We start from the raw sequence: 24,921 nt of genomic DNA, 5'->3' as shown, positions 1-24,921 counted from the left end.
GCGTCGGAAGAAATCCCTCCCAAAGAAGTCGCAATCATGGCATTGCCCTACATTCGAAGAACAAATAAATAAGGGAGGAATCCATGAAGTTCGAGCTTCTGCGTCCGTCTTTGGCCGCTCTGTGTGTCGTCATCTCCGCCTGCGGGGGAGGTGGAGGTGGCAGCGCCGGCACGGGAATTCCGGTTTCACCAGGCAGCGCCTCGTCCGCCGGTTCTTCCTCGCCCGAGCCTGCCCCGCTCGCGCTCAGCGGCACTGCCGCAACGGGCACGGCATTCAGCGGCGCAACGGTCACAGTTCAGGACCAGACAGGCGCGTCGGTCTGCACTACCCAGACCGACGGCCAAGGCCTCTACAGCTGCACCCTGCCTTCGACGGTCAAGGCACCCTTGACCATCACGGCCCAGCGGGAAGAGCAGTTTCTCTACGGCACGACGGCCACTGCCGGCGGCACTGCCAACATCACGCCGCTGACCACTGTGATCGTCTCGCAGCTCTCTCCCGATGGACATCCCTCCAAGCTCGCTGCTGCCGTCCAGGCCAATGCCGAAGCAGTGACCGATGCGCGCCTTCAACAGCGGTCTGCCGCGTTGACCGAGGCACTGAAGCCGCTGCTTGTCGCCCTGGGGCAAGAGAACCTCGATCCGATTGCCGGTCGGTTCAGCGCCGACGGCACCGGGCACGACAAAGTGCTCGACGCGATCTCGGTCAGCGTGCGACCCGACGGCAACGCAGCCAACATCGAAATCACCGTCAAGCGCCAGTCTCCCGCCACCGACGATGCGCCGGTCTCGATCATTTTCCGCAGCAGCGACGCCAGCGTTCCGACCTTGCCGCCGAGCATTACACCCGACCAGCTGGCCAACATCCCCTCGCCGGTTGCGTTGATCGATCTCTTCGATCGCTTGAACACCTGCTACCGGTTGCCTCTATCGCAGCGTGTCAAAGCGCCGACCGACTCGACCGCGATCACCGGCGGCCCCTCGGACGTGATCGCACCGGCATGCCGAGAGCTCTTTGCCGGCGACGACCCCTCCAACTACCTCAACAGCAGCTTCGGCGTCGGACGCGATGCCAGCAACCAAGGCTCCTTCACGACGCTGTTCCGGCCTGAAGCTACCGGCCGCACGTGGGACCGCGGGACCTTCGAGTTCTTCCGCGGGAACGGCGACCTGACCTTGAGCTATCGCGCGACGGACGTGGGAGACAGTGTCACCCACGGAACAATCACCGCGCGCAAGATCGGCACCAAGCTCAAGCTCGTGGGCGACGGCCACCTCTATGCCGCGAGCGTGCGCCCCGTGTCCGCCTACCGTGACATGATCAACTCCCCGGCCTTCAGTTCCCATACCACTGGGTATGCCGTCCCTATCCGCAACCGACTGTTGAACGGCGTGCCGGTCTTCAGCAAAGTCATCGTGACCTCGCCGCTGAACAGCGTGTTGACTTTCGTGCCGCAGCCCGGCCTGTCGATCCTGGTGTTGACCAAGCCAGACGGCACGCCGATTCTCAACAACGGCATCCTGCTGCGCGGCATTTATGAAAACCCGTCCACCCTTGGTCGATTGGTGAGCAGGGAGCCCAATATCGGCCTGCTCGATCCGGAGTACACCGACCCGCAAATCAGCCAGCTTCAGGACCAAAGCCTCTGGAAATTCGAGTTCGTGCATGCACAGGCAGGCGTACCCAATGTGATCCAGTACGAACGCAACCTGTCGCGCCCACAGACGATCGGTGAGATCCGCCAGCAGCCGTTCTTCAACCTGACGCCCGCCATGCGCTCCGACCTGACGACACGCACGAGTGCGAACAACGGTCTGCTCTATCCGGCGAACAGCGTAAGCCAGCCGAACGTCTTGAACATCAGCGCACCCGGCAATCTGGATGCCTGGACCGTGCCGCTCGGCGTCCAGGCACCTTCGAGCTTGACCGCTTACGGTTTCACGAAATCGGGCAGTAGCTTCAACGACAGCGCTGCGCTGACCTCCACCACACGCAAGACAATGATCGACTGCACGGCCGCAGCGCAAGGCGACACTCACTGCGACAGCCTTGCCAGCAACCAATTCGCCGAGGGAAGCCGAGTGCACTTCATGGCGTTCGAGGCGACCACGGCACGCGCACTCGGCATCACTCGCTACGTCATGTTCTACAAGCAGTGGTAAGCAGGACAGGGGATCCGCAACGGTCCCTTTTCACGCAAAGTCCAGCTGAACGACCGTGCGCCCCGCTCGGCTTTTGAGCGCCAGCCGTGCGCCGACTGTGGCGGCGCGCTCCGAAAGCGCCCTTGGCACGCGCGATGCGTCGAAGCCCTGCCCGTCGTCGATCACGCGCAGCTGCACGGCGCCGTCCAGGTTTTCGGCCTCGATCCGGAGCGTTTTCGCGTGGGCGTGCTGCAGCACGTTGGAGATGGCCTCGAACAGCAGGAACTGCAATTGCCGCATGCCCTGCGCGTCGAGCCGTTTTACCGCGGGCACCTCGTCCACCGCCCACTCGAATGCGATGCCGGCGGCCGCGAGCCGCGGCTCCAGCCGGTAGCGCAATGCCGCCAGCAGGGCGCCGACGTCGCCGGGCGGCAAATGGATCGAATCGATCGACAGCTTGAGTTTGTCGAGCGAATCGCGCAGCGTGCGCAGCAGTTCATCGGAACTCGCCTGGCCCGATTGCAGCTGCCGGATCGCCGAGCTGATGTGCGAGCCCACGCCGTCGTGCATGTCGCGCAGGATGCGTTCGCGCTCGTGGGTGCGCGCCTGGTCGCGCGCCACCTGCTCCAGCGCGGCGAAGGTGGACGCGAGTTCGCGCTCGCGCTGCGCCACGCGCTCGGCCAGGGTCGCGACCCAGCCACGCGCCTCGACGCTCGCGGCGTGGAAGCGCCGCAGCACGATCAAGAGCAGCGCAATGCCGAAGAAGACGGACGAATAACGCACCCAGGTGGTCTCGCCGTAGGCATCGCTCAGGCGGATCACGAGCCAGTCGCGGGTGCCGAAGCCCAGCGTCACCAGCGCCGCGGCCGCCACCAGCAGGCGCCCCACGTTCGGCCGCTTGACCGTCGCCACCGCAAAGGCGCCGACGAACAAGGTAACGACCACGATTTCGAGCGCGAGCCAACCGGTGAGCCAATAGGGTTGCTCCCTGTGCAGCGCCATGGCACTCGACGCGAAGGTTCCGGCCACCACGGCGGCCATCGGCCAGCGCAGCCAGCGCATGCGCGGGTTACCGTCCCAGCCGGCCAGGTGATAGCAGAACATCATGGCGGACGCCGCCCAGCCGGCATAGCAGGTGGCCATGAGCACACCCCAGATTCCCCAAGGAAGAGGCGGTTCGGCAATCACGCCGTCGGCCACCCGCAAGGCCCAGCAGAACTCAGCCAGCGCGGCCCAGAAATAGATGCCGTCGCGCCGTCGCCGTCCGTCGGCATCGGTATCGACTTGCGTGAGCCACAAGGCCAGCGCGATGCCGCCGACGATGAGGCTGAAGGCGGTCAGCAGCACCGACCCGGTGAAGCGCCAGGCATAGGCGCTCTGGAAAAGCTCGGTGCGCACCGGCGTCGCGGGCCCGATGGTCACGCGCGAAAGCCCGGCGCGGCGGGCGCTGTCGGCGCGGATGCGAATCTGCAGGCGGTTGTCGCCCGCCTTCAGCAAATGCCCTGGCACCGGCACATAGATGGGCGCCTTGGCGTAGTCGGCGCCGTTGCCCCGGGACAAGTCGCCAAAGGCCTGCAGCAAGGCGTCGTTGAGCCGCACCTCGAGAACGTTGCCGGCGCGGGGAATGAAGATGCCCCAGGGCGTCGCCGGCTCGGCCGCGAGCGCGAAAGGCAGCGCGAAATCCGCAAGGCCCGGGCGTCCGGCGTGCCGTCGATCCCAGTGGTAGGACAGCTCGACGGGCGCCTGGTGCGTGACGCCGTCGATGGTGGTGGTGACGGTGCCGCGCCGCAGTTCGATCGGGCTCTCCGCCGGTGCAGCCGCTGCGAAACGCGCCGCGACCAGCAGCATCACCGCGAGCCCCATGGCGAGAAGGACCCGTGCCGGGCCTCCGAATATGCGACCGGCCACGCGGTTCAGCCCGGGTGGGACAGCAGGCCGAGGCGCGTGGCCTCGAACACGGCCTCGCTCTTGGAGTGCACCGCCAGCTTGCCGTAGAGATTCTTGATGTGCGTCTGCACCGTGTGAACGCTCAGCCCCTTGAGCCGCGCAATCTCCGCATAGGAGAAGCCGCGCGCAATCAGCGTGAGCACCTCGTGCTCGCGCGCCGAGAGCAGGCTCGGCGCCGCGTTGTCGGCGGCTGCCTCAGGTGCGGCCACGGTGGCGGGGGTGCCCGCCAGTTGCAGACTGCGGTATTTGGCGAGCACGCGCCGCGCGATCATGGGCGAGATCGGCGACGCGCCGGCCTTCATCTCGACGATGGTTTGCGCAATGTCCTCCGGCGCGGCGTCCTTGTGGATATAGCCGACGGCACCGGCCTCGATGCTGGAGAGCACGTTTTCCTCATCGCCGAAGACGGAAATCACCAGCGGCTCGCAGCCGGGAAAGCGCGCCACGGCATCGCGGATCACGTCCAGGCCGCTGCCGTCGGGCATGCCCAGGTCGACCAGCAGCACGTCGGGAATGGTGGCGGTCTGGGCCAGCCAGGTCAGTGCCTCCTGCACCGTGCCTGCGCTTCCGAGCCAGAACAGGCTGGGACTGCGCTGCACGCTGGCTTCGAAGAAGGAGCGCGCGCGGCTGTCGTCCTCGACGACGAGCACGCCCCAACGGCGTGTCGTTCCCGCATCCAGAGCCTCGATGTTCATGGGCCGAGCATAAGCCTCGGCGCCCGCTCGAAGGGCCGCAAAGCCTCCCGTTTTCATGGGATGCCCCGCGCGCTCTCGGATCGCGAAACTGGAGTTGAGCTCGTCACCCATGCCGTTCGACCGGAAACCGCCGTCGGTGCAAGTTGAATACTTTCGATTTCCTGAGGGCAGACCCAAGCAAATTCAGCAAAGAAAATTCCCGCGATCCGGAGACCACAGTGGTACACCGTCACGTTCCTGCAAGCAGCCCGCATCCCGGAGCCCTGGGCTCCGGAGGGCATCTTGTGCGCACGGACCTCATGCAAAATTACCCCGCTCCTTCTATCAAGGAGTTGGTTCGACCGCACCACTTTCAGTCTCCACCACGCATGGACCCGCAAACCACTCATCTGTTGTACCTGCACGGATTCCGCTCCTCGCCCCGTTCGACCAAGGCGCGGCTCATGGCACAGCGCGTGGCACGGGAGCATCCCAACCTGCAGTGGTGGTGCCCGCAGCTGCCTCCTTCTCCGCGCGAAGCCATCGACATGATCATGAAGGGCATTGCGGACTGGCCGCGCAAGTCGATGGCGGTGGTGGGCTCCTCGCTCGGCGGTTTCTATGCCACCTATGTGGCGGGCATGACGCGATGCCGCACAGTTCTGCTCAACCCGGCAGTGCATCCCGCGCGCGACCTCGCGCTCTACATCGGCGACCAGACCACCTGGCAAGATCCGGCCGAGCATTTCTACTTTCGGCCGGAGTACATCCAGGAGCTGCGCACCATGGAAGTCGGTGCGCTCACGCGCCCGGAGCGCGTGCTGGCCATCATCGCCAAGGGCGACGAGGCGCTCGACTGGCACGAAACCTCGGCGCGCTACCCCGACAGCAACATCAAGCTGCTCGAGGGCGGCGACCATGCGCTGTCGGATTTCGAGGAAAACCACCTCGACGACGTGATGGCGTTCATCAATCCCATCTGACGCTCCTGCAAGACGCCGCGGAAGCGGCCAGGCCTGGGGGTGTCCAAGTCTGGGACAATCCTGGCATGTTTGTATTGTTTGAAGAAGCCGGCAAGTACCTCGGCGGCCGCGTGCTGTCGGAGGCCGAAGCATCGGCGCAGGTCGAGCTCGACACCGGCAAGCGCGTCAAGGTCAAGGGCGCCAATATCGTCCTTCGTTTCGAGAAGCCGGCGCCTGCCGAGCTGATCGCAGAAGCGCGCGCCCTTGCCGCCGCGATGGACCTCGATCTGGCCTGGGAATTTGCGCCGGAGGGGGAGTTCGGCTTCGGCGATCTTGCATCCGACTATTTCAGCGACAAGCCCACGCTTGCGCAGCAGGCCGCCGCGCTGTTCGCGCTTTTCGAGGCGCCACACTACTTTCGCCGCGCCGGCAAGGGGCGCTTCAAGAAGGCGCCCGCCGAGATCCTGCAGCAGGCGCTGGCAGCCATCGAGAAGAAAAAGGTCATCCAGGCACAGATCGTCGAGTGGGCCGGGCAGTTGGCCGAGGGCGTGTGCCCGCCGCCGATCCGCGAGCAGCTCTACAAGATCCTGTTCAAGCCGGACAAGAATGCGCCCGAATACAAGGCCGTGGTCGATGCCGCGCGCGCCACGCAGCGCCCGCCGCTCGATTTGCTGGAGCGCGCCGGCGCCATCGACTCGCCCTACCAGTTCCACTGGCGCCGCTTCCTGTTCGAGAACTTCCCCAAGGGCACCGGGTTCCCGGCGCTCGCCGCACCGGCCATCGTGGACGACCTGCCGCTTGCCGTGGGCGTAGAGGCATTCTCGATCGACGATTCGCAAACGACTGAAATCGACGATGCGCTGTCGGTGCAGGGCCTGGGCAGCGGCACCGTCACGGTGGGCATCCACATCGCGGCGCCCGGCTTGGCGCTGACGCCGGGCAGCCCTATCGACCAGGTGGCGCGCAATCGCATGTCCACGGTCTACATGCCGGGCTACAAGATCACGATGCTGCCCGACGAGGTGGTCAACGCCTATACGCTGCTGGAAGGCGGCGATCGGCCCGCGGTGTCGCTCTATGTGCGCTTCGACGAAGCCACGCTGGAGCTGCAATCGAGCGAGACGAAACTCGAACGCGTGCCCATCGTGGCCAACCTGCGGCACGACCAGCTCGACAGCGTCATTACGCAGCCCTGGCTCGAAGACGCCTCGTTCACGAGCGGGAACACGCCCGAAGCCGCAGCGAAGCTGCGCGCTCCGCTCTCTTTCCTGTTTCGTCTCGCGAAGCAGCTCAAGGCCCAGCGCGAAGTGGTGCGCGGCAAGCCCGAAAATTTCAACCGGCCTGACTACAACTTCCGCCTCGTCGGCAACGAAGGCGAGCCGAACGGCAACGAGCAGGTGCAGATCACCACGCGCCAGCGCGGCGCGCCGCTCGACTTGATCGTGTCCGAAGCAATGATCCTGGCCAACAGCAGCTGGGGCGGCTGGCTCGGTGAACTCGGCGTGCCCGGGCTCTACCGCAGCCAGGCCAGCCTGGCGCCCGGCATCAAGGTGCGCATGGGCACCCGGGCGCTGCCGCACGCGGGCCTGGGCGTGAAGAGCTATGCCTGGAGCACCTCGCCGCTGCGCCGCTACACCGATCTCGTGAACCAGTGGCAGATCATCGCGGCCGCGCGCCACGGCAAGACCGCCGCACTGGCCGCGCCCTTCAAGCCGAAGGATGCCGACCTGTTCTCGATCCTCTCGGGCTTCGACGCCGCCTACGCGACCTACAACGGCTACCAAGGCGGCATGGAACGCTTCTGGACGCTCAAGTACCTGCAGCAGCAGGGCATTACCGAGCTCGAGGCGACCGTCATCAAGGACATCCAGAACGGCGCGCTGGTGCGTGCCGACACGCTGCCGCTGGTGTTTCCGGTCGCGGGCCAGCAGGAGCGCGGTGCGCGCCTGCGCGTGAAGCTCGGCGAGATCGATGAAATCGCGCTCGACGTGCACGGCACGGTGCTCGAGCGCCTCGATGCGCCCAAGGCCGATGCCGCCGCCGAGGAAGAAGAAAGCGGCGACGAAGAGCTGGAAGAAGTCGCGGGCCCCATCGCCATTGCCGTCGACCTGACCGACAGCGAGGCGGCACCCGAGAACACGCCGGCATGAGCACCGCCCGGCCAACCGAAAGTGCCCAGCACCGCAGCCCGCAGGGCAGAGGCCATTCAATCAGCCTGGAGGACCGTCGTCCATGAACTTCAGGGATCTGAGCACGCTGCAGATCGCACTCGGCGTGTCGGTCATCGTGCATGCAGCGCTTCTTGCGGTGCGCTTCGTCGACCCTGAATCGTTCAACCGGGTCTTCAGCGAAACGCCGCTCGAGGTGATCCTGGTCAACAGCAAGACCCATGACAAGCCCGACGCCAAGACGCGCGTGGTGGCGCAGACCTCGCTCGCGGGCGGTGGTGACCTCGAACGGGGCCGCGCCACCAGCCCGTTGCCGCCGTCGAGCTTCACCGCTGTGGGAGATTCGATCGAAGAGGCGCGGCGCCAGGTCGAGGCCATGCAGGCCCAGCAGATGCAGCTGCTCGCGCAACTCAAGCGCGACCTCGCCGCCATGCCCGCACCCGAACCGCGCGCCTCGGGCGATCCGAAGGAAGCCGTGGCGCGCGAGGAAAAGCGGCGCCAGATGGTGGAGCTGCTGGCCGAGATCGAACGGCGCGTGAACGAAGAAAACGCACGGCCCAAGAAGCGCTACCTGAGCCCCTCCACGCGCGAAGCGGCCTATGCCATCTACGTGGACACGCTGCGCCGCCGCATCGAGCTGCGGGGCACCGAGAACTTCCCCACCGCGGCCGGCAAGAAGCTCTATGGCGAGCTCAAGATGACGATCACCATCAATCACGACGGCAAGCTGCTCGACACCGTGGTGGATGAAAGCTCGGGCGACACCACCCTGGACCGCCGCGCCAAGGCCATCGTGCTCAGCATCGGCAACTTCGGCAAGTTCACCGGCGCGATGCGAAAAGAAACCGACCAGATCGTGCTGCAGTCGCGCTTCAAGTTCACGCGCGACGAGACCATCGAGCTCTCCTCCCAATAAGCGGCAGAAGCAACCGCGACAACAGCGAATCACGGCGCCATGGACCTGTACTGCGTAATGGGCAACCCCGTCGAGCACAGCCGCTCGCCCCGCATCCATGCCCGGTTTGCCGAACTCTGCGGCCAGCAGATGAACTACAGCCGCCGCCTCGTGCCGATTGGCGCTTTTGCCGAAGGCGTTGCAAGCTTCAGGCGCGAGGCCGCCGAGCGCGGCGACACGGCGCGCGGCTGCAACGTGACCGTCCCCTTCAAGTTCGACGCCGCCGCCATTGCGCAGCACACCAGCGAGCGCGCCCTGCTCGCTCAAGCGGTCAACACGCTGCGCTTCGAAGCCGACGGCAGCATCCATGCGGACAACACCGACGGCATCGGCCTCGTCAACGACATTGTGCGCAACGCCGCCGTGCCGCTCGCAGGTTGCGAGCTGCTGCTCATCGGCGCGGGCGGCGCGGCCGCTGGCGTGCTCGGGCCGCTGCTCGATGCGGGAGTCTCCCGCATCGTGGTAGCCAACCGGACTGTCGGCAAGGCGATGGCCCTGGTACAGCGCCATGCCGCCCTGGCCCTGCAGCGCGGCGCCGCGCTCGAAGCCTGGGCGCTCGACGAGGTGCCCGGCAATTTCGACGTGGTGGTCAATGCCACCGCTTCCAGCCTCGCAGGCGACGGGGTGCCGGTGCGCGCGCAGGTGCTGCGCACGGGTGCGCTCGCGGTCGACTTGATGTACGGCCCCGCCGCCGCCGGTTTCATGGCCTGGGCCGAAGCGCACGGCGGCGTACCGCGCGACGGGCTGGGCATGCTGGTCGAGCAGGCGGCCGAGGCTTTCGAGATCTGGCGCGGCGTGCGCCCGCCCGCCGCACAGGTGCTGGCCGAACTGCGCGCCTCGCTCGCCGCCGGCCAATGAGGGGCCTGCTGCGCCTGGTCGCCTGCCTGCTGTTGGCGGGCCTGGCGATGGAGCTCTTCTTCGTGGCGCGCATCGCGGCCATGGCGGTGGTCGATCCGCAGAGCACCGCATTCCAGCGCTCCGAAGCCTGGCAGATCGCCATTCACCAGGGCAGCAAGGGCGCATGGCGCCAGGAATGGGTGCCCTACACGCAGATCAGCGACAACCTCAAGCGTGCCGTCATCGCCAGCGAGGATGCCGATTTCATCGACCACAACGGCGTGGAATGGGAAGCCATCGAGCGCGCGCGGCAGCGCAACGCCAAGGCCGAGGAGCTTGCCGCCCGTCGCGCGGCGCGTGCCATTGCCCGCGGCAAGCCGGTGCGCCCGGTGCAATTGCGAGGCGGCTCCACCATCACGCAGCAGCTCGCGAAGAACCTGCTGCTCTCCGGCGAGCGCACGCTGCTGCGCAAAGGCCAGGAACTGGTGCTCGCCACGCTGCTCGAGGTGCTGCTCGACAAGCGCCGCATCCTCGAAATCTATCTCAACAACGTCGAATGGGGCGAAGGCGTGTTCGGCGCCGAGGCGGCGGCGCAGTACTACTTCAGGAAACCCGCTTCGCGCTTGAGCGCCGGCGAGGCTGCGCGCCTGGCCGTGATGCTGCCGAGCCCGAAGTTCTTCGAGCGCAGGGTCGGCTCGTCCTATCTCAACGGGCGGGCTTCGACCATCGTGGCGCGGATGTCGGCGGCCGAGCTGCCCTGACGGCGCCGCACACCGCCTCGATGGCCAGCACGGCCGCGAAGCCGATCACGTAGGCCAGCACATCCCACCAGTCGGCTGTGCTGCCGAGCACGATGCGCAGGGCACGGTTCGGAATGTGCAGGTGCCAGGCCGATGCCAGGAACTGCCCCAGTTCGACCGCCAGGCCCACACCGAGCGCCGCCAGCGCCAGCGGCAGCACGCGCGCGGCAACGAAGCTCTTGAAGACAAGATAGACCCACGCCACGGCCAGCACGTCGCCGAAGAAACTCCGCAACCAGCCCCAGCGCGCGCCGACGGTAGCCAGCAGCACGAGAACAAACAACAGGGCCACCGCCCACACCAGAGAAAGAGGATCGAAACGCCATCGCATGCCCCGTATCATCGCGCCCATGCTGGCAAAGCTCACGGGTTGGTTGTTGTTGGGGGTCGTCCGCTTGCTCACGGGGGCCCAGGCACGCTGGTATGGCTGTCCGCCGAAGGCCGAGCAGCGCATCTATTTCGCCAACCATCAGAGCCACGCCGACCTCGTGATGATCTGGGCCGCGCTGCCCGAAGAGTTGCGCAGCATCACGCGGCCGATTGCGGCGCGCGACTACTGGGCCAACACACCGTTCAAGCGCTGGATCACGACCGAGGTGTTCAACGCGGTGTATGTGGAGCGCGCGGCCACGGCGCCGGCGGGTGCCACGTCGCCACCCGCGCCGCCAGAGCCCGAGGCTCCGCCAACACCTGCGCGCAACGTCGCTGCAGCGCAAGCCGAGCGAATCGAACCTTCCATGGAGCCGCTGCTGCCGATGACGCCGTTCCTGGTCGATGTCACCCCCGAGGCGGTTGGCGAAGTGCAGGGGCGGCTCGACCTTCCCGCACCGCCACCACCCCCTCCTCCCCCACCGATTCAGCCGCCGGCCATGGAAGCAACGGAGCCGCCCGCGTCCGATCCGCTCGCACCGCTGGTGGAGGCGCTGCGCAGCGGCGACTCGATCATCATCTTTCCAGAAGGCACGCGCGGCCACACCGGGGAGCCGCAGAAGTTCAAGTCGGGCCTCTACACGCTCGCGACCATGTTTCCCGAGGTGGTGCTGGTGCCGGCCTGGATCGACAACGTGCAGCGCGTCATGCCCAAGGGCGAGATCGTGCCGGTGCCGATCCTGTGCTCCGTCACTTTCGGCGCGCCGATTCGCGTCGAAGAAGGCGAAGAGCGCCGCCCTTTTCTCGATCGCGCGCGTGCCGCCGTGATCGCATTGCGCGACGTCTGAGCGGAACCTTGCGATGAACCAGTTCCTGCGCAGCCTCACCCCGACCCAGCAAGTCGCGACCCTGTTTCTCATCGTCTTCGGGCTGCTCGTGATCGCCAGCACAACGGCGCTCTTGCTGAGCTTCAGGGAACGCCGCAACCCAGTGCACGACGCCACGTGGCAAGCCGAGCTGGCGCACTACCGAAAACTGCTGGGCACCACCTGGTTCATGGTGATCGTGTTCTGGGTCGGCTGGGCCTTGGGCGAAACGGTGGCCACCGTGCTGTTCGCACTCATCGCCTTCTTCGCGCTGCGCGAGTTCATCACCCTCTCGCCCACACGCCGCGGCGACCACCGCAGCCTGATCCTGGCATTCTTCGTTGTGTTGCCGATCCAGTTCTGGCTCGTGGCCACCGCGCGCTTCGACCTGTTCACCGTGTTCATCCCGGTCTACGTGTTCCTTGCGATCCCGGTCGCGAGCGCGCTGGCCGACGACCCCAGCCATTTTCTCGAGCGCAACGCCAAATTGCAGTGGGGCATCATGGTCTGCGTCTACGGCATGAGCCATGTGCCGGCGCTGCTGCTCCTGAGCTTTCCGGGCTATGAGGGCAAGAGCGCCTTTCTCGTGTTCTTCCTGGTGTTCGTGGTGCAGACCTCGGTGCTGGTGCAGCACGTGATCTCGCGCCGCACGCAGCGCAAGCCCTTCGCGCCCAACGTGAGCCGCAGCTTCAACTGGACCAGCTGGGGCATCGGCATCGGGGTGGCCAGCCTGGTGGGCGCGCTGTTCTCGTTCATCACGCCTTTCAAGTTTGGCCAGGCGCTCGCGGTGTCGGTCATCGCCTGCATCGCGGGCTCGATGGGCCACCTGGTGATGAAGGCGCTCAAGCGCGACCGCGGCATTCCCAACTGGGGCAAGAAGGGCGCGGGCGTCACGGGTGCGAACGGCCTGCTCGACCGCGTCGATGCGCTGTGCTTCGCCGCGCCCATCTTCTTCCACTCGATCCGCTGGTACTTCAATCTTTGACATGCGCATCCTCGGCATCGACCCCGGCCTTCTGACCACCGGCTTCGGCGTGGTGGATGCGGACGGCCATGCGCTGCGCTATGTCGCGAGCGGCACCATCAGCACGCGGCACCTGGGCAGCGGCAATCTGCCGGCGCGCCTCAAGGTGCTGTTCGACGGCATCGCCGAAATCACCGCGCGCTACCAGCCGGATGCCTCGGCCGTCGAAATCATCTTCGTCAACGTCAACCCGCAATCGACGCTGCTGCTCGGCCAGGCGCGCGGCGCCTGCGTCACTTCGCTAGTGAACAGCAATCTCACGGTGGCCGAATACACGGCCCTGCAGATGAAGAAGGCGGTGGCCGGCCACGGCCAGGCTGCCAAGGCGCAGGTACAGGAGATGGTGAAGCGGCTGCTCGACCTGCCGGGCCTTCCGGGCGCCGATGCGGCCGACGCGCTGGGCATTGCCATCACGCATGCGCAGGTGGGCCGGTCGATGGCCCGGCTGGCCGAGGCGGCGGAACTGTCGAAGACGCACGCGGGCACCTATCGGCAGGGACGTTCGAGGTAGCGAGAGCCCCCGGGCTCTCGTCTCGGCGGAGAAGCCTGACTGCTAAACCACCCGTTCCGCGATCAGCACCGCGAAGAAGCCGAACGCCGCCAGCAGCGTCCACTTGAGCACGATCCAGCCGAAGCGCCGGTACTTGACCTGGCCGGTCCCCGCATAGAACGCGAACGACACGCCCGCCACCAGCAGAAGCAGCAGGATGGCCCAGCGGAAAAGAAGCATCGTCGAGGCGGTGGCTACCGGCTACCAGGCCCGCGCCACTTCGCCGAAACCGCGCGGTGCGCGCTTCTCGTCTTCGAAGGTCACGACCTCGTAGGCGTCGCTGTTCGCCAGCAGTTCGCGGAGCAGCTTGTTGTTGAGCGCATGGCCCGAGCGAAAGGCGGTGTAGGCCGCGAGCAGCGGCTTGCCGATGATGTACAGGTCGCCCATGGCATCCAGGATTTTGTGCTTCACGAACTCGTCGTCGTAGCGCAAGCCCCCGGCATTGAGCACCTTGGTGTCGTCCATCACGATGGCGTTGTCGAGCCCGCCGCCGAGCGCCAGGCCCTTGCTGCGCATGTATTCGACCTCTTTGGTGAAGCCGAAGGTGCGCGCGCGTGCGATGTCGCGGCTGTAGGAGTCCTTGCCGAGATCGAACTCCACGCGCTGGCCGGTGGAGTTGACCACGCGATGGTCGAAGTCGATCTCGAAGCTCAGCTTGTAGCCGTGGTACGGCTCCAGGCTTGCCCATTTCTCGTTGGCGCCTTCGCCCTCGCGCACTTCGACCTTGCGGGTCACGCGGATGAAACGTCGCGGCGCCTTCTGCAGCTCGATGCCCGCGCTTTGCAGCAGGAACACGAACGACGAGGCCGATCCGTCGAGGATCGGCACTTCGTCGGCCGTGATGTCGATGTAGAGGTTGTCGATGCCGAGGCCGGCGCAAGCCGACATCAAGTGTTCCACCGTCTGCACCTTCGCCCCGCCGGTCGAGACCGTGGAAGCCAGGCGCGTGTCGGTCACCGCTTCGGCGGTCATGCGGATGTCGACAGGCTCGGACAGGTCAACGCGCCGGAAGACGATTCCGGTGTCCGCGGGAGCGGGGCGCAGCGTCAGCTCCACGCGTTGTCCGCTGTGAAGCCCCACGCCCACGGCGCGGCTGATCGACTTGAGGGTTCGTTGTTGCAGCACGCCGGAGATTTTAGGCGCGCCACGGGCATGGCGGCCTATTCCCCTCGCTATGGCACCGATAGACATAGGTTGTATTTCAAGCGCCCGATGATGGACGCAAAGGGCACGAAGCGGACGCAGCGCCTAGAGTCGGCAGAAGTCCCTTTCAGGTCTTCCCCGTACCCCTTGCGAACCTTCGTGCCCTCTGCGTTCGGTGGCCTGGCGTCAATCGGCTTGACGGCGCAGGAATGCGGGAATCTCGAAGTCGTCCATGCCGCCCGAAGACAGCGCGTCCACCTTGGCGGCCGCCATCGTGCGGTTGGTGCGCCACACGCTGGGCACCGCCATGCCGTCGTAGTTCGGCTGGCTCACGCTGTGGCCGCCGTGGCCTGCATGGCCCGTGCCGAGCGTCGGCACGTTGAACGGGATGTTGTCGGTGCCGGTACGGATCACTTCGAGCGTGGGTGCCTGGCGGCGTGCATCGGCGCGCGAGAGGCCCGTGGCAACCACAGTCACGCGCATCTGGTCGCCCAGGCTTTCGTCGTAGGCGGCGCCGTAGATCACGTGCGCATCGGGCGAGGCGTAGGCGCGGATGGTGTTCATTGCGAGCTTCGACTCGTTCAGCTTCAGCGAACCCTTCGATGCGGTCACCAGCACCAGCACGCCCTTGGCGCCCGAGAGGTCGATGCCTTCGAGCAGCGGGCAGGCCACGGCCTGTTCGGCGGCGATGCGCGCGCGGTCCGGTCCAGCGGCGGCGGCCGTGCCCATCATGGCCTTGCCGGGCTCGCCCATCACGGTGCGCACGTCTTCGAAGTCGACGTTCACGCCGCCGTATTCGTTGATGATTTCCGAGATGCCCCCCACGGCGTTCTTGAGCACGTCGTTGGCATGCGCGAAGGCTTCGTCCTGAGTGATGTCTTCGCCCAGCACGTCGAGCAGCTTCTCGTTGAGCACCACGATCAGCGAGTCGACGTTGGCCTCGAGCTCGGCCAGGCCGTTGTCGGCGTTGGTCATGCGGCGGCCGCCTTCCCAGTCGAAGGGCTTGGTCACCACACCCACGGTGAGGATGCCCATCTCCTTGGCAACGCGCGCAATCACGGGTGCGGCGCCGGTGCCGGTGCCGCCGCCCATGCCGGCCGTGATGAACAGCATGTGCGCGCCGTCGATGGCCGCGCGAATCTCGTCCACCGCGAGTTCGGCCGCTTCACGACCCTTGTCGGGCTTGCTGCCCGCGCCGAGGCCGCTGGAGCCCAGCTGGATGATCTTGTGGGCGTTGCTGCGCTGGAGCGCCTGCGCGTCGGTGTTGGCGCAAACGAACTGCACACCCTGTACGCCACGCTCCATCATGTGCGCGACGGCATTGCCGCCGCCGCCGCCGACTCCGATCACCTTGATCTGAGTGCCTTGATTGAATTCTTCGACTTCGATCATTTCGATGGTCATTACTAACTCCTTGAATTTGCAGTTGCCGTTGTGTATCTGTGAATCTTTTTAGTGTCTTGACGAGTTCAACGAGGCTGTCGTCGCGGTGGTGGACCTGTGCGCCGCCATCGCTCGTTGAAATGCAAGGGCGGACCGCCGCGTGCGAGCCAGAGTGGGGAGTGATTCATGGTTAGAAGTTCCCCACGATGAAGTCTTTGAAACGTCCGAACGCAGTCTTTACGGATCCGTTCTTCTGCGCGACCTTGAAGCCGCGCATGCGTGCGAAGCGTGCTTCCTCGAGCAAGCCCATCACGGTGGCAGCGCGCGGCTGGGCCACCATGTCGGAGAGCGCGCTCGAATACTTCGGAATACCTCGCCGCACCGGCTTCAGGAAGATGTCTTCACCCAGCTCCACCATGCCGGGCATCACCGCGCTTCCGCCCGTGAGCACCACCCCCGACGACAGCACCTCTTCGTAGCCCGACTCGCGCACCACCTGCTGCACCAGCGAAAAAATTTCTTCGATGCGCGGCTCGATCACGCCTGCCAGCGCCTGCTTGCTCAGCATGCGCGGGCCGCGGTCGCCGAGGCCGGGCACTTCCACTTGCTGGTCCGGATCGGCCAGCAATTGCTTGGCGTAGCCGCTCTCGACCTTGATGTCTTCCGCGTCCTTGGTGGGCGTGCGCAGCGCCATCGCAATGTCGCTGGTGATCAGGTCGCCCGCGATCGGAATCACGGCCGTGTGGCGGATCGCACCGTTGGTGAAGATGGCCACGTCGGTGGTGCCCGCGCCGATGTCGACCAGCACCACGCCGAGTTCGCGCTCGTCCTCGGTCAGCACCGCCTGGCTCGAGGCCAGCGGATTGAGCATCAGCTGGTCGACCTCGAGCCCGCAACGGCGCACGCACTTGATGATGTTCTCGGCCGCGCTCTGCGCACCGGTCACGATGTGCACCTTGGCTTCGAGCCGCATGCCGCTCATGCCGATCGGCTCTTTCACGTCCTGGCCGTCGATCACGAACTCCTGCGGCTCCACCAGCAACAGGCGCTGGTCGCTCGAGATGTTGATGGCGCGCGCGGTTTCCACCACGCGGGCCACGTCGGCCGGCGTCACTTCCTTGTCCTTCACCGCCACCATGCCGCTCGAGTTGATGCCGCGGATGTGGCTGCCGGTAATGCCGGTGTAGACGCGGCTGATCTTGCAGTCGGCCATCAGCTCGGCCTCCTTCAAGGCCTGCTGGATGCTCTGCACCGTGGCGTCGATGTTCACCACCACGCCGCGCTTCAGGCCGTTGCTCGGCGCAATGCCGAGTCCGGCCAGCTTGAGTTCGCCGCCGGGCAGCACCTCGGCCACCACCACCATCACCTTGGCGGTGCCGATGTCGAGTCCGACAACCAGGTCTTTGTATTCTTTGGGCATTGAATGTCCTCGGTATTCGCTATTTATTTCTTCTTGGTCTTGGGGTCGGTCACAACCGTGGTGACACCGCGAAGACGCAACGCATAGGCGTCGTTGTGGCGCAGGTCGGCCCCTTCGACGTCCGCCGCGGTGCGGTGGTATTGGCCCGCGACCTGGGTCACGGTTTTCAAGAAACGCTGCGTGCGGGCCGCCACCTCTTCGGGCTGGCCGCGGCCAAGCTCGATCTGGCCGCCCGTGTCGAGCACGACCTTCCAGCTGCCCCGGCTCGACAGCGTGAGTTCTTCCACACCGAAGTCGTAGGGCTGGAAGATCGGCGCCAGCACGCGGTACATGCCCAGCACCTGTCCGGCCTGCTCGACGGGTCCATCGAGCCGCGGCAGCCGGTCATCGACCTCGGCCACGTTGGCGTCGAACACCTCGCCAAATCCGTTGATCAGCTTGGAGCCCGCCTCGTCGCCCCAGGTGGCCACCGGCACCTGCTCGGTCAGGGTGACGCGCAGCTTGTTCGGAAACTCGCGCCGCACCACCGCCTTGCGCACCCAAGGCACCGACTCGAAGGCCGTACGCGCGCGCGCCAGGTCGACCGTGAAGAAGTTCCCGGCCAGTTGCGGCGCGACGTTGGCGCGCAGCGTCACGGCGTTGTTGTGCGTCACGTCGCCGTCGACCTTGATGCCGCCGATGGGAAAGAACGGCTGGCGCAGCACCCACCATGCGCCCGCCGCCAGCAGCATGAGCGCCACCACCACGAACGCCAGGTTCGAGACGATGTTCATCAGCTTGACGTCGAAGGGCACGGGAATGCTGTCGGCCATGGCTATTGCGCTCCTCCCGTGGCATCCAGCGAAGCCGAGGACAGCACGCGCAGGCACAGGTCTTCGTACGCAATGCCCGCTGCGCGCGCCGACATCGGCACCAGCGAATGGCCGGTCATGCCGGGCGAGGTGTTCATCTCGAGCAGGAAGGGCTTGCGATCGCTCGCGCGGATCATCACGTCGGCGCGGCCCCAGCCACGGCAGCCGAGCGTGTGGTACGCGGCCAGCGTGATGCGCTGGATCTCGTGCTCCTCGGCTTCGGGCAACCCGCTTGGGCACTGGTACTTCACGTCGTCGGTGAAGTACTTGTTCTGGTAGTCGTAAGCGCCTTGGGGCGCGGCGATGCGCACCACGGGCAGTGCGCGCGCATCGAGGCCCTGGCCGAGCACAGCGCAGGTCACTTCCTCGCCTTCGATGAATTCCTCGCACAGCACGTCGGCGTCGTACTTGGCCGACAGCGCCACGGCGTCCTGCATCTGCGAGTAGCCCTCCACCTTGGTCACGCCGATCGACGACCCCTCGCGCGGCGGCTTCACGATCAGGGGGAGGCCCAGCACGTCGGGCACCGCCCTCACCTGCTCGCGGCTCTGCTGGTCGCAAGCCAGGCGCACGTACTTGGGCGTGGGCAAGCCGTCGGCCTGCCAGATGCGCTTGGTCATGACCTTGTCCATGGCCACGCTCGACGCCATCACGCCAGAGCCGGTGTAGGGAATGCCGAGCAGTTCGAGCGCGCCCTGCACCGTGCCGTCTTCGCCATGCCGTCCATGCAGGGCGATGAAGCAGCGCGCGAAGCCGTCGCGGCGAAGCTCGACCAGATCTCGCTCGGACGGATCGAAGGCATGCGCATCGACGCCGCGCGAACGCAGCGCCTCCAGCACGCCCGTGCCGGACATGATCGAGATTTCGCGTTCGGCGGAGCTTCCACCGAACAGCACGGCCACCTTGCCGAAAAGTTTTGGATCCTGAAGGCTCATGGCGTAACCCCCGCGCCGCTCACCGCGGCCGCAATTTCAACGACCCTGCCCGGCACCGCACCAATGGAGCCGGCACCCATGCAAAGCACCACGTCGCCGTCGCGCGCGTTTTCCAGAATGGCTTGCGGCATCGCGTTGATGTCGTCGACGAACACCGGCTCCACCTTGCCAGCCACGCGCAGTGCGCGCGCCAGCGTGCGCCCGTTGGCGGCCACGATGGGCGGCTCACCCGCCGCGTACACCTCGCCCAGCAGCACCGCGTCGGCATTGCCGATGACCTTGACGAAGTCCTCGAAGCAGTCGCGCGTGCGGGTGTAGCGGTGCGGCTGGAAAGCCAACACCAGCCGGCGCCCCGGGAATGCACCGCGCGCCGCGGCGATGGTCGCGGCCATCTCGACCGGGTGATGGCCGTAGTCGTCGATCACGGTGAAGCTGCCGGCCTGCGGACCTTGCACCGCCACCTCGCCATAGCTCTGGAAGCGGCGGCCCACGCCCTTGAAGCCAGCCAGGCCACGCTGCACCGCCTCGTCGGGAATGCCGAGTTCGACCGCCACGGCGATCACCGACAGCGCATTGCGCACGTTGTGCTCGCCCGGCAGGTTCAGCACGATGGGCAGGTCGGGCAACGTCACGCCGTTGCGCCGCTGTGCCGTGAAATGCATCTGCCCGCCCACGGCGCGCACGTCGACCGCGCGCACCTGGGCGCCTTCGTCGAAGCCGTAGCTGGTGACCGGGCAGGTGACGTGGCCCATGATGTCGCGCACCGCGGGATCGTCGGTGCACAAGATGGCCACCCCATAGAACGGCATGCGGTGCAGGAAATCGACGAAGGCCTTCTTGAGCTTTTCGAAGTCGTGCCCGTAGGTTTCCATGTGGTCGGCATCGATGTTCGTGACCACCGCCATGACGGGCAGCAGGTTCAGGAACGAGGCGTCCGATTCGTCGGCCTCCACCACGATGTAGTCGCCACTGCCCAGTTGCGCATTGGCGCCAGCGCTGTTGAGCCGTCCGCCGATGACGAAGGTCGGGTCGAGCCCCGCGGCGTCGAGCACGCTGGCCACGAGGCTCGTGGTGGTGGTCTTGCCATGCGTGCCCGCAATCGCGATGCCCTGCTTCAGGCGCATCAGCTCGGCCAGCATCATGGCGCGCGGCACCACTGGAATGCGCTTCTCGCGCGCGGCCAGCACTTCGGGGTTGTCCGACTGAACGGCGGTGGACGTGACGACCGCATCCGCGCCATCGATGTGCGCCGCCGCATGGCCCACGAAGGTGCCGATGCCCAGGCCGGCAAGCCGGCGCAGCGTCGCGCTGTCGGCCAGGTCGGAGCCGGTGATCCGGTAGCCGAGGTTGAACAGCACCTCGGCGATGCCGCTCATGCCGGACCCGCCGATGCCGACGAAGTGAATATGACGAATCGCGTGCTTCATTTGGCAAGCTCCTCGCAGGCGCGGACGACCGCTTCCACTGCTTCGGTCTTCTGCATGGTTTTGGCCTTGGCGGCCTTTTCGATCAGCGCGGTGCGCTCGGTTTTCTGTAGCAAGTCAGCCAGCAATTCAGGTGTGAGGTCGGTCTGCTGCACCAGCCAGCCGCCGCCCGCGTCGACGAGGAAGCGCGCGTTGGTGGTCTGGTGGTCGTCGACCGCCGATGGGAAAGGCACGAACAGCGCTGCTGCGCCGACGGCCGCGATTTCTGTGACTGTGCTGGCCCCGGCCCGCGCGACGATGATGTCGGCGTCGGCATAGGCCTGCGCGGTGTCTTCGATGAAGGGCGTGAGCTCGCCTTCAACGCCGGCCGCCGCGTAGTTGGCGCGCAGCTCGTCGATCTGCTTGGCGCCGCTCTGGTGCAGCACCTGCGGACGCGTGCCAGGCGCGATGCGCGCGAGCGCCTGCGGCACGACGGCGTTGAGCGCCTTGGCACCGAGGCTGCCGCCAACCACAAGCAGCCGGAGCGGACCACTGCGGCCCGCAAAACGTACAGCCGGATCGGGTTGCGATGTGAACGCCGCGCGCAGTGGATTACCGACCCACTGCGCCTTCTTCAGCACGTTGGGGAAAGCAGTGAACACGCGATCGGCCACGCCCGCCAGCACCTTGTTGGCAAGGCCGGCCACCGAGTTCTGTTCGTGCAGCACCAGCGGCTTGTTGAGCAGCACACTCATCATTCCGCCCGGAAAAGTGATGTAGCCACCCAGGCCCACCACCACGTCGGGCTTGACGCGGCGGACCACGCCGATGCTCTGCCAGAAGGCCAGCAAGAGCCGCATCGGAAGCAGGAACAGCGTGAGCGGACCCTTGCCGCGCACGCCGCCAAACTGGACCGGCTCGAAGGCAAAGCCACGCGGCGGCACCAGCTTTTCTTCCATGCTGCCGGGGGCGCCCAGCCAGTGCACGCGCCAGCCGCGTTCGCGCAGCGCCTCGGCGACCGCGAGCCCCGGAAAGATGTGGCCGCCCGTGCCGCCGGCCATGACGAGTGCGGTGCGCCCGGTCATACGCGGCCTCCCCGCATAAGCACCCTGTTCTCGTAGTCAATGCGCAGCACCACGGCCAGCGCCACCAGGTTCATCAGGATGGCCGAGCCGCCGAAGCTCATCAGCGGCAGCGTCAGGCCCTTGGTCGGCAGCGCGCCAAGGTTCACGCCCATGTTGATGAAGGCCTGGAAGCCGATCCACACGCCCACGCCCTGGGCCACGAGCCCCGAGAACACGCGGTCGAGCGCAATTGCCTGGCGGCCGATGTGCATGATGCGGCGCGTCAGCCAGAGGAACATGCCGATGATCAGCAACACGCCGACCAGGCCGAACTCTTCGCCGATCACGGCCAACAGGAAGTCGGTGTGCGCCTCGGGCAGCCAGTGCAGCTTCTCGACGCTGCCGCCCAGGCCCACGCCAAAGATCTCGCCGCGGCCGATGGCGATCAGCGAGTGCGAGAGCTGGTAGCCCTTGCCCAGCGCATGCTCTTCGCTCCACGGGTCGAGATACGCAAAGATGCGCTCGCGCCGCCACGGACTGGTCGCGACGATGGTGCCGAAGGCCACCACCACCAGTGCGGCAATCACGAAGAACATGCGGGCGTTCACGCCGCCCAGGAACAGGATGCCCATGGCGATCACGGCAATCACCATGAAGGCGCCCATGTCGGGCTCTGCCATCACCAGCATGCCCACCACAACCACCGCAATGCCCATCGGCAGCACGGCGCGGAAGAAGCGCTCCTTGATCTCCATCTTGCGCACCATGTAGCTGGCGGCGTAGAGCACCATAGCGAGCTTGGCCAGCTCCGACGGCTGGAAGCGCATGAAGCCCAGCGGCAGCCAGCGCCGCGCTCCGTTCACGTTGACGCCAACGTGCGGAATGAGCACCGCCACCAAGAGCAGCAACGAGGCGACGAAGAGCCAGGGCGCGGCGCGCTCCCATGTCTTCATCGGGATCTGGAAGGCGAGCAGCGCCGCAATGAACGCGAACACCACCGAGGCCGCATGCCGCGTGAGGAAGAACGAGGCGCTGTAGCCGGCACGCGCGAAACGCGGGTTGTCGGGCAGCGCGATCGAGGCCGAATACACCATCACGAGGCCCCAGGTGAGCAGCGCGACGGTGACCCATACCAGCGCCTGGTCGAAGCCCAGCACGCGCATCGGCGCGGCCTTGGTCTGCGTGATGCCGGCGCCGCCCAGCCGCACCGGCAGGTGCACGGGCAGCGAATCGATACCGCTGCGCGCGCGCCCGAACCATCCAACGAAGCGGCTGGTTTTTGCGTTGGGCGTGGCGCCGGCGGCGGCAGTGTTCAAACCGGGCCTCCCGAAAAATAGTCGGCATCGTTGGACGAGGCGGCTTCATGCGGATCGTCCGCAAGCGCCTGCACAGCCTCGCGGAACACGGCCGCGCGGTGCTCGTAGTCCTTGAACATGTCGAAGCTCGCACAGGCCGGTGACAGCAGCACGGCATCGCCAGGGTTGGCACGCGCGGCCGCGAGCCTGACGGCTTCTTCCATCGAGCCGGCATTCATAAGCGAGATGCCGGTGGTGGCCAGCGCCTGTTCGATCAGCGGCGCATCGCGACCGATGAGCACCACGGCGCGCGCGTACTGGCGCACGGGCTCGGCGAGCGGCTCGAAGTCTTGCCCCTTGCCTTCGCCGCCCAGGATGACCACGACGCGGCGGTCTTCGCCCAGGCCGCTCAGTGCGGCGACTGTCGCGCCCACGTTGGTGCCCTTGCTGTCGTCGAAGTATTCGACATCGCCCACCAGCGCGATCGGCTCGACACGGTGCGGCTCGCCGCGGTATTCGCGCAGGCCATACAGCATGGGGCCGAGCGGGCAATTGGCGGCGCTGGCGAGCGCGAGCGCCGCCAGTGCGTTCATGGCGTTGTGCCGTCCGCGGATGCGCAGTGCGTCCGCGGGCAACAGGCGCTGCAGGAAGATTTCTTCCTCGACCACGGCGCCGCGCTTGCGCTTCTGCGTCTCGTCGGCTTCCAGCGCGCGCACCAGCCAGGCCATGCCGTTGACGCGCTCGATGCCGTAGTCGCCGGGACGCAGCGGCATCGCGCTGCCGAAGGTGACGTGGGTGCGGATCTGCGGGCGCTGCAGCTTCACCTTGACGGGCGGAGGCAACATCGCCATCACGCCCGGGTCGTCGCGGTTGAGCACCATGAGGCCCTTGGAGCCGAAGATGCGCGCCTTGGCAGACGCATACGACGCCATGTCGCCATGCCAATCAAGATGGTCCTGCGTGAGGTTGAGCACCGTCGCGGCGGTCGGCTCGAAACCCTGCACGCCGTCGAGCTGGAAGCTCGAGAGTTCGAGTACCCAGACATCGGGCAGCGTCTCGGCGTCGATGTGCGCGGCCAGGGTGTCGAGCAGCGTGGGGCCGATGTTGCCGGCCACGGCCACGCTCTTGCCCGCGCGCTCGACCAATTGGCCGGTCAGCGCGGTGACGGTGGTCTTGCCGTTGGTGCCCGTGACGGCCAGCACCGCGGGGGTGTAGCCCTTCGGCGCCGGCGGTTCCTCGATCGGCACCAGCGAGAGCTGGGGCGTGGGCTCTTCCTCGACGGCCGCGGAGGCCGGGTTGGAGGCCGCGAACTCGGCAATCTTGGCGACGAACTCGGCCGCTTCCCTGGCCGCGGTGGGAACGTAAGGCTTGCCGGTGCTCGGCAGCCGTGAAACGGTGGCGGGCGCGGGCGCTGCGGCTTCCGGGTTTTCTGGCGTCTCTGCCGACGGTGCGGCCGACGCTTCTTCCGCAGACTGCGCCACCGGAACGCTCAGCGATGGATCACGCGGCACGGCTTCCGCCATGGCGGGAGGCGCAGGTTCGGTTTCGGTCGGCTCGGCCGCTGGCGGAGCCTCGACTGGTTCAGGCGTTTCGGGTGTTTCGGTCGTCGAGCCAGGCTCGACGGGTTCGGTCGATTCGGGCACCGGCGTCGGCTCGACCGCTTCGGCCTGCTCAGGCTCGGCCTGTGCGGCTTCCGCAGCTTCGACGTCCAGGTCCAACTCGGCCTGCGCCTCGGGCTCGACGGCTTCAGCCTCGGGTTCGGCTTCCGCTACCGGCATCTCGACGGTCTGCAAATCGAGCAGCGCACGCGCGAAGAGATCGAGTTCGCCGCCGACCGCAAGGCCCACGGCCCGTGCCGCATCGACCACCGGCGCAATGGTCGCGGGCGACAGGCCCGGTGAGCGGTACACCGCACGGATCGGCGTGCCTTCGATCAGCGCGGCCGAGAACGGACCGCCGATGAAGGCGACCTCGGGGAGCTCGGCCTGCAGCGTGGCAAGCGCCGGGGGCGCCTCGCGCGTGTCGGCCACGGTCACCTGCGCGCCGTGGCGTGCGCACCAGCGCGCCATCGCCAGCCCGGACGCACCGAGGCCGAGGACGAGGACGGGGAGGTCTTTCAGATGCCGCATGTGCC

Annotated in this window: 22 protein-coding genes; 9 read left to right on the top strand and 13 right to left on the bottom strand. The window is 66.6% G+C overall.

From position 1 onward, the window contains the following. Positions 1-83: 83 nt before the first annotated feature. Positions 84-2,162, top strand: coding sequence for a carboxypeptidase regulatory-like domain-containing protein (locus ASC78_RS13095; protein WP_157634440.1), 2,079 nt, complete (start codon positions 84-86; stop codon positions 2,160-2,162). Between the two features lie 30 nt (positions 2,163-2,192). Here the strand turns inward: ASC78_RS13095 and ASC78_RS13090 are convergent, their stop codons facing one another. After that, on the bottom strand, positions 2,193-4,049 hold the full coding sequence (locus tag ASC78_RS13090; protein WP_235505076.1) for a sensor histidine kinase: 1,857 nt from the start codon (positions 4,047-4,049) through the stop codon (positions 2,193-2,195). Between the two features lie 5 nt (positions 4,050-4,054). Further along, positions 4,055-4,783, bottom strand: a complete 729-nt coding sequence (locus ASC78_RS13085) for a response regulator transcription factor (RefSeq protein WP_055801714.1) — start codon at positions 4,781-4,783, stop codon at positions 4,055-4,057. 368 nt (positions 4,784-5,151) lie between these two features. On the opposite strand from ASC78_RS13085, the gene ASC78_RS13080 reads away from it, so the two are divergent. The 5 genes from ASC78_RS13080 (at position 5,152) to mtgA (ending at position 10,445) form a co-directional block, all read left to right on the top strand. Continuing rightward, entirely contained in the window at positions 5,152-5,745 is a 594-nt protein-coding gene (locus tag ASC78_RS13080; protein WP_055801712.1) for a YqiA/YcfP family alpha/beta fold hydrolase, read from the top strand. 65 nt (positions 5,746-5,810) lie between these two features. Beyond that, complete coding sequence (locus ASC78_RS13075) at positions 5,811-7,874, top strand: ribonuclease catalytic domain-containing protein (protein ID WP_055801709.1); 2,064 nt, start codon at positions 5,811-5,813, stop codon at positions 7,872-7,874. Positions 7,875-7,956: 82 nt separating this feature from the next. Beyond that, on the top strand, positions 7,957-8,808 hold the full coding sequence (locus ASC78_RS13070; protein WP_055801706.1) for an energy transducer TonB: 852 nt from the start codon (positions 7,957-7,959) through the stop codon (positions 8,806-8,808). A gap of 39 nt (positions 8,809-8,847) precedes the next feature. Continuing rightward, on the top strand, positions 8,848-9,705 hold the full coding sequence (aroE, locus tag ASC78_RS13065; protein ID WP_055801703.1) for a shikimate dehydrogenase: 858 nt from the start codon (positions 8,848-8,850) through the stop codon (positions 9,703-9,705). After that, on the top strand, positions 9,702-10,445 hold the full coding sequence (mtgA, locus tag ASC78_RS13060) for a monofunctional biosynthetic peptidoglycan transglycosylase (protein WP_055801699.1): 744 nt from the start codon (positions 9,702-9,704) through the stop codon (positions 10,443-10,445). The genes aroE and mtgA overlap by 4 nt, the downstream gene beginning before the upstream one ends. Here the strand turns inward: mtgA and ASC78_RS13055 are convergent. Further along, entirely contained in the window at positions 10,390-10,827 is a 438-nt protein-coding gene (locus ASC78_RS13055; RefSeq protein WP_055802175.1) for a ribosomal maturation YjgA family protein, read from the bottom strand. The two genes, mtgA and ASC78_RS13055, sit on opposite strands and share 56 nt — an antisense overlap. Before the next feature lie 7 nt (positions 10,828-10,834). On the opposite strand from ASC78_RS13055, the gene ASC78_RS13050 reads away from it, so the two are divergent. The 3 genes from ASC78_RS13050 to ruvC are packed head-to-tail and all read left to right on the top strand — an operon-like array spanning position 10,835 to position 13,254. Beyond that, on the top strand, positions 10,835-11,701 hold the full coding sequence (locus ASC78_RS13050) for a lysophospholipid acyltransferase family protein (protein ID WP_055801696.1): 867 nt from the start codon (positions 10,835-10,837) through the stop codon (positions 11,699-11,701). A 13-nt stretch (positions 11,702-11,714) separates the two neighbouring features. Beyond that, positions 11,715-12,704: a phosphatidate cytidylyltransferase gene (locus ASC78_RS13045; RefSeq protein WP_055801693.1), complete on the top strand. Its 990-nt coding sequence runs from the start codon at positions 11,715-11,717 to the stop codon at positions 12,702-12,704. Position 12,705: 1 nt separating this feature from the next. Further along, complete coding sequence (gene ruvC, locus ASC78_RS13040) at positions 12,706-13,254, top strand: crossover junction endodeoxyribonuclease RuvC (RefSeq protein ID WP_013539450.1); 549 nt, start codon at positions 12,706-12,708, stop codon at positions 13,252-13,254. Between the two features lie 42 nt (positions 13,255-13,296). On the opposite strand, the gene ASC78_RS27715 is transcribed toward ruvC, so the two are convergent. The 10 genes from ASC78_RS27715 to murD form a co-directional block, all read right to left on the bottom strand. Next, positions 13,297-13,473, bottom strand: coding sequence for a hypothetical protein (locus ASC78_RS27715; RefSeq protein WP_164547854.1), 177 nt, complete (start codon positions 13,471-13,473; stop codon positions 13,297-13,299). A 21-nt stretch (positions 13,474-13,494) separates the two neighbouring features. Further along, positions 13,495-14,418, bottom strand: coding sequence for a UDP-3-O-acyl-N-acetylglucosamine deacetylase (lpxC, locus tag ASC78_RS13035; protein ID WP_175543340.1), 924 nt, complete (start codon positions 14,416-14,418; stop codon positions 13,495-13,497). Between the two features lie 204 nt (positions 14,419-14,622). Continuing rightward, positions 14,623-15,840 (bottom strand): cell division protein FtsZ, encoded by a 1,218-nt coding sequence (gene ftsZ, locus ASC78_RS13030; protein ID WP_055801688.1) that lies wholly within the window; start codon positions 15,838-15,840, stop codon positions 14,623-14,625. 169 nt (positions 15,841-16,009) lie between these two features. Next, positions 16,010-17,239 carry a cell division protein FtsA gene (ftsA, locus tag ASC78_RS13025; protein ID WP_013539446.1) on the bottom strand — a complete coding sequence of 410 codons (1,230 nt, stop codon included), beginning with the start codon at positions 17,237-17,239 and terminating at the stop codon, positions 16,010-16,012. Between the two features lie 23 nt (positions 17,240-17,262). Continuing rightward, on the bottom strand, positions 17,263-18,051 hold the full coding sequence (locus ASC78_RS13020; RefSeq protein ID WP_055801686.1) for a cell division protein FtsQ/DivIB: 789 nt from the start codon (positions 18,049-18,051) through the stop codon (positions 17,263-17,265). Positions 18,052-18,053: 2 nt separating this feature from the next. Then, positions 18,054-19,025, bottom strand: a complete 972-nt coding sequence (locus ASC78_RS13015; protein WP_055801684.1) for a D-alanine--D-alanine ligase — start codon at positions 19,023-19,025, stop codon at positions 18,054-18,056. Continuing rightward, complete coding sequence (gene murC, locus ASC78_RS13010) at positions 19,022-20,452, bottom strand: UDP-N-acetylmuramate--L-alanine ligase (RefSeq protein ID WP_055801680.1); 1,431 nt, start codon at positions 20,450-20,452, stop codon at positions 19,022-19,024. Before murC ends, ASC78_RS13015 begins: the two co-directional genes overlap by 4 nt. Then, positions 20,449-21,513, bottom strand: a complete 1,065-nt coding sequence (gene murG, locus ASC78_RS13005; RefSeq protein ID WP_055801677.1) for an undecaprenyldiphospho-muramoylpentapeptide beta-N-acetylglucosaminyltransferase — start codon at positions 21,511-21,513, stop codon at positions 20,449-20,451. Before murG ends, murC begins: the two co-directional genes overlap by 4 nt. Next, positions 21,510-22,808 carry a putative lipid II flippase FtsW gene (gene ftsW, locus ASC78_RS13000; protein WP_055801674.1) on the bottom strand — a complete coding sequence of 433 codons (1,299 nt, stop codon included), beginning with the start codon at positions 22,806-22,808 and terminating at the stop codon, positions 21,510-21,512. The genes murG and ftsW overlap by 4 nt, the downstream gene beginning before the upstream one ends. Beyond that, complete coding sequence (murD, locus tag ASC78_RS12995; protein ID WP_055801672.1) at positions 22,805-24,916, bottom strand: UDP-N-acetylmuramoyl-L-alanine--D-glutamate ligase; 2,112 nt, start codon at positions 24,914-24,916, stop codon at positions 22,805-22,807. Before murD ends, ftsW begins: the two co-directional genes overlap by 4 nt. Positions 24,917-24,921 lie beyond the last annotated feature (5 nt).

The organism is Variovorax sp. Root318D1, assembly GCF_001424835.1.
Lineage (GTDB): Bacteria > Pseudomonadota > Gammaproteobacteria > Burkholderiales > Burkholderiaceae_C > Variovorax.
This window is presented reverse-complemented; position numbering and strand designations above follow the sequence as displayed.